The 3,819-nt window shown below is 62.1% G+C and carries 6 protein-coding genes; all 6 read right to left on the reverse strand.

All coding sequences use genetic code 11. The features are described 5' to 3' along the window. On the reverse strand, nucleotides 1-386 hold a 386-nt coding region (locus DBR18_RS27240; protein WP_256589026.1), incomplete at its 3' end, for a GNAT family N-acetyltransferase. Nucleotides 387-391: 5 nt separating this feature from the next. Continuing rightward, nucleotides 392-925 (reverse strand): GNAT family N-acetyltransferase, encoded by a 534-nt coding sequence (locus DBR18_RS27245; RefSeq protein WP_108592664.1) that lies wholly within the window; start codon nucleotides 923-925, stop codon nucleotides 392-394. 9 nt (nucleotides 926-934) lie between these two features. Next, nucleotides 935-1,237: an urease subunit gamma gene (ureA, locus tag DBR18_RS27250; protein ID WP_003221215.1), complete on the reverse strand. Its 303-nt coding sequence runs from the start codon at nucleotides 1,235-1,237 to the stop codon at nucleotides 935-937. Nucleotides 1,238-1,388: 151 nt separating this feature from the next. Further along, the gene (locus tag DBR18_RS27255) at nucleotides 1,389-2,228 is read right to left on the reverse strand and encodes an urease accessory protein UreD (protein ID WP_108592665.1); all 840 of its coding nucleotides are present in this window, start codon (nucleotides 2,226-2,228) and stop codon (nucleotides 1,389-1,391) included. 30 nt (nucleotides 2,229-2,258) lie between these two features. Continuing rightward, nucleotides 2,259-2,957 carry an urea ABC transporter ATP-binding subunit UrtE gene (gene urtE, locus DBR18_RS27260; RefSeq protein ID WP_108592666.1) on the reverse strand — a complete coding sequence of 233 codons (699 nt, stop codon included), beginning with the start codon at nucleotides 2,955-2,957 and terminating at the stop codon, nucleotides 2,259-2,261. Between the two features lie 119 nt (nucleotides 2,958-3,076). After that, nucleotides 3,077-3,819 (reverse strand): urea ABC transporter ATP-binding protein UrtD (gene urtD / locus DBR18_RS27265; RefSeq protein WP_256589015.1); only part of this gene is annotated, 743 nt, incomplete at its 5' end.

The raw sequence follows: 3,819 nt of genomic DNA on the forward strand, positions 1-3,819 counted from the left end.
AGGTAGAGCATGCCGCGCTTGTGCTTGGCCGCTTCGAGTTCCAGCGCATTCATCAATTGCTGACCGAGGCCGCGGCGGCGCGCCTGTTCGCGCACCAGCAGTTTCTGCACTTCGGCGCGATTGAGGCCGTTGGCCTTCTGGCACAGGCCCAGTTGCACGCTGGCCAGCACCTGTTCGTCCTTGACCACCACCCAGAGCAGCACGCTGCCCCTGTTCACGTTGTCCTGTACCTCATCGAAATAGGCGCGGGCCTGAATCGCATCGAGGTCGGCCATGAAACCGACGCTGGCGCCATAACCCACGGCGTCGAGCAGCAGATCAATCAGGCCCTGACGATAGTGCGCAAAACTTTCCGCATTGACGCGACGCAGTTGGGCGGCGTTCATCGGTGTCACTCCTTGTTGGCGACCGGCGGCTGGGCGCCAGGGTTGAGGGTCAGTTGCATGAACGTCAGATCGAGCCAGCGACCGAACTTGGTGCCGACCTGTGGCATCTGCCCGGTGATGCTGAACCCGGCGCGTTCATGCAGACGAATGGACGCGGCGTTGCCACTTTCGATGGCGGCGACCATCACGTGCTTGCCGCAGGTTCTGGCGCGCTCGATCAATGCGCTCATCAATTGCGGACCAAGGCCATTGCCGCGCTGGTCGCTGCGCACGTAGACCGAGTGCTCGACGGTATGACGAAAACCGTCGAACGGCCGCCAGTCGCCAAACGAAGCGTAGCCGAGCACCACGTTGTCGGCGTCGACGATCACCAGAATCGGGTAGGCCTGGGCCTGACGGGCGCTGAACCACGCCTGACGGTTACCGAGATCGACTGCCGATTCGTTCCAGATCGCCGTGGTGTTGAGCACCGCGTCGTTGTAGATGTCGCGGATCGCTGGCAGGTCGGCGTGCAGGGCATCGCGAATGGTGTAAGTCATGGCGCGGCCTCAGACGATTGGCTGGTGGACGGTGACCAGTTTGGTGCCGTCGGGGAACGTGGCTTCGACCTGGATCTCCGGGATCATTTCCGGGATGCCTTCCATCACCTGTTCACGGCTCAGCAGGGTGGTGCCGTAATGCATCAGCTCGGCGACGGTCTGGCCGTCACGGGCGCCTTCCAGCAGCGCGGCGGAGATGTAGGCCATGGCTTCCGGGTAGTTGAGCTTCACGCCACGGGCCAGTCGGCGCTCGGCGACGAGGCCGGCGGTGAAGATCAGCAGCTTGTCTTTTTCGCGTGGGGTCAGGTCCATCGTTTGAAATCCATAATCGGCAGTTGGAAATTATTGGTTCGTACGCGCTCTGTAGGAGCTGCCGCAGGCTGCGATCTTTTGATCTTGCTCTTGAGGATCAAAAGATCGCAGCCTTCGGCAGCTCCTACAGGGGTTTAAAGGGGGATGCATTTCAGGTGTTCCAGATTCTGGGGGGCTGGGCCTCGCGGCCGAGCAGGGCCGGGCGCAGCAGGCGCCACAGGTCGATCAGCCAGGCGCGGGCCAGCAGTGCTTCTGACGCCAGACACCGAGCCACCAACAGCCCCGGCAATTGAGTCAGATCCCCGCGCACTTCATGCCCCAGCGAACGACACCGCTCCAGCAGCTCTGCATCAATCTCACCGGTGACCAGCAGCGTCGCAAACACCGGATTGCCATCCAGCCCGATGGGCGAATCGAGCAAACCATCATTGCCGCTGATGCGCTGGCGCTCGTGCCAGAGCAATCGCCCGTCGCGGCGGATATCCAGATGCGCCTGAAAGTGTCCGAGGTCGAAGCGTTCGCCACTGGCCGGTCGGCCCAGCGCCACCACGTCCCAGTAGAACAGCCGCGCATCGCCTTCAAGTTCGATCGAGGTGGTGAGTTCGGCCTGGGCGGCGCTGTAGACGATGGTTTCCTGCGGCAGCCACTCCAGCGTCGCACCTGCGGCCACTTTCAGATCGAGTTGCTGATACGCCGGCCCCGCCGCGCGATACCACTTGGCCGCGCCGGGGCTGGTGATCTGCGCCCAGGCGTCTGCTTCGACGCGGGCGCTGATGTTCAGCCGGTCACCGCCGGCGATCCCTCCGGGCGGGTGGACGATGATGTGCTGGCAGACCTCGGGGCCTTCGGCATACAGGTGCTTTTGCACGCGCAGCGGGCCGAGATGCCGGCGCTGAACCGGGCGCGTACAGTCGCCGAAGCGGGCGTAGGCCAGCTCCAGCTCGGCGTGCCAGCTCGGGGTAAACAGGGCAGTGGAAAGCGCTAAGTTCATGGTTTGTAATTATCGTTAGGAAGCTACAGATTAAATTGTTACCAGACCTCGTACACCCTCGGCCTCCATATTTTCACCGCGACCCTGCTGTACGATCTCGCCCCGGGACATCACCAGGTACTGATCGGCCAGCTCCGCAGCGAAATCGTAGAACTGCTCCACCAGCAAAATCGCCATGTCGCCGCGCGCCGCGAGGGTCTTGATCACCGCGCCGATCTCCTTGATCACCGAGGGCTGGATGCCTTCGGTGGGCTCGTCGAGGATCAGCAAACGCGGACGACTGGCCAGGGCGCGACCGATGGCGAGCTGCTGTTGCTGACCACCGGAGAGGTCGCCACCGCGGCGCTGCTTCATTTGTAGCAGCACCGGGAACAATTCGTAGATGAAACTTGGTACTTCTTTCGCTTCACTGCCGGGAAACCGCGACAAACCCATCAGCAGATTCTCTTCCACCGTCAGCCGGCCGAAGATTTCCCGGCCCTGTGGCACGTAGGCGATTCCGGCCTGTACCCGCTGGTGCGGCTTGAACGTGGTGATCGGTTTGCCCTCCCAGTTCACTACGCCTTCCTTCGCCGGCAACAGGCCCATCAGGCACTTGAGCAGGGTGGTCTTGCCCACGCCGTTACGCCCGAGCAGGCAGGTGACTTCGCCGATTTTCACGTCAAAGCTCAGGCCGCGCAGGATGTGGCTTCCGCCGTAGTACTGGTGCAGCTTGTCGACTTGCAGCATTCTCAAAATCTCCTCAAATCCCTGTGTAGGAGCTGCCGAAGGCTGCGATCTTTTGATCTTGATCTTAAAAACAAGATCAAAAGATCGCAGCCTGCGGCAGCTCCTACAGGGGACAATCGTCAGCGGCCGAGGTAGACCTCGATCACCCGCTCGTTTTCCTGCACCTGCTCCAGCGAACCTTCGGCCAGTACGCTGCCCTGGTGCAGCACCGTCACGTGGTCGGCAATCGAGCCGACGAAGCCCATGTCGTGCTCCACCACCATCAGCGAATGTTTGCCGGCCAGCGATTTGAACAGCTCGGCGGTGAATTCGGTTTCGGCATCGGTCATGCCCGCCACTGGTTCGTCGAGCAGCAGCAGTTGCGGGTCCTGCATCAGCAACATGCCGATCTCCAGAAACTGCTTCTGCCCGTGAGACAACAGGCCTGCCGGGCGATTGACCGAGGTGGTCAGGCGAATGGTTTCCAGCACCTCGCTGATGCGATCGCGCTGCTCGCCGCTCAGGCGTGCGCGCAAACTGGCCCACACCGACTTGTCGGTTTTCTGCGCCAGCTCCAGGTTCTCGAACACGCTCAGGGCTTCAAACACCGTCGGTTTCTGGAACTTGCGGCCGATCCCGGCCTGGGCGATCTGCACTTCGCTCATCTGCGTCAGGTCAAGGGTTTCGCCGAACCACGCCTTGCCGTGGCTGGGGCGGGTCTTACCGGTGATCACGTCCATCAGCGTGGTCTTGCCCGCGCCGTTGGGGCCGATGATGCAACGCAGTTCGCCAACACCGATGTACAGGTTGAGATTGTTCAGGGCGCGGAAGCCGTCGAAGCTGACGCTGATGTCTTCCAGGGTCAGGATCGTGCCGTGGCGGG

The sequence above is a fragment of the Pseudomonas sp. HMWF021 genome, from assembly GCF_003061005.1.
Lineage (GTDB): Bacteria > Pseudomonadota > Gammaproteobacteria > Pseudomonadales > Pseudomonadaceae > Aquipseudomonas.

What these genes read in the sequence shown, in the direction of transcription:
- DBR18_RS27245 (WP_108592664.1), bottom strand. Translation starts at nt 925, where the DNA reads ATGACTTACACCATTCGCGATGCCCTGCACGCCGACCTGCCAGCGATC.
- DBR18_RS27255 (WP_108592665.1), bottom strand. Translation starts at nt 2,228, where the DNA reads ATGAACTTAGCGCTTTCCACTGCCCTGTTTACCCCGAGCTGGCACGCC.
- ureA (WP_003221215.1), bottom strand. Translation starts at nt 1,237, where the DNA reads ATGGACCTGACCCCACGCGAAAAAGACAAGCTGCTGATCTTCACCGCC.
- urtE (WP_108592666.1), bottom strand. Translation starts at nt 2,957, where the DNA reads ATGCTGCAAGTCGACAAGCTGCACCAGTACTACGGCGGAAGCCACATC.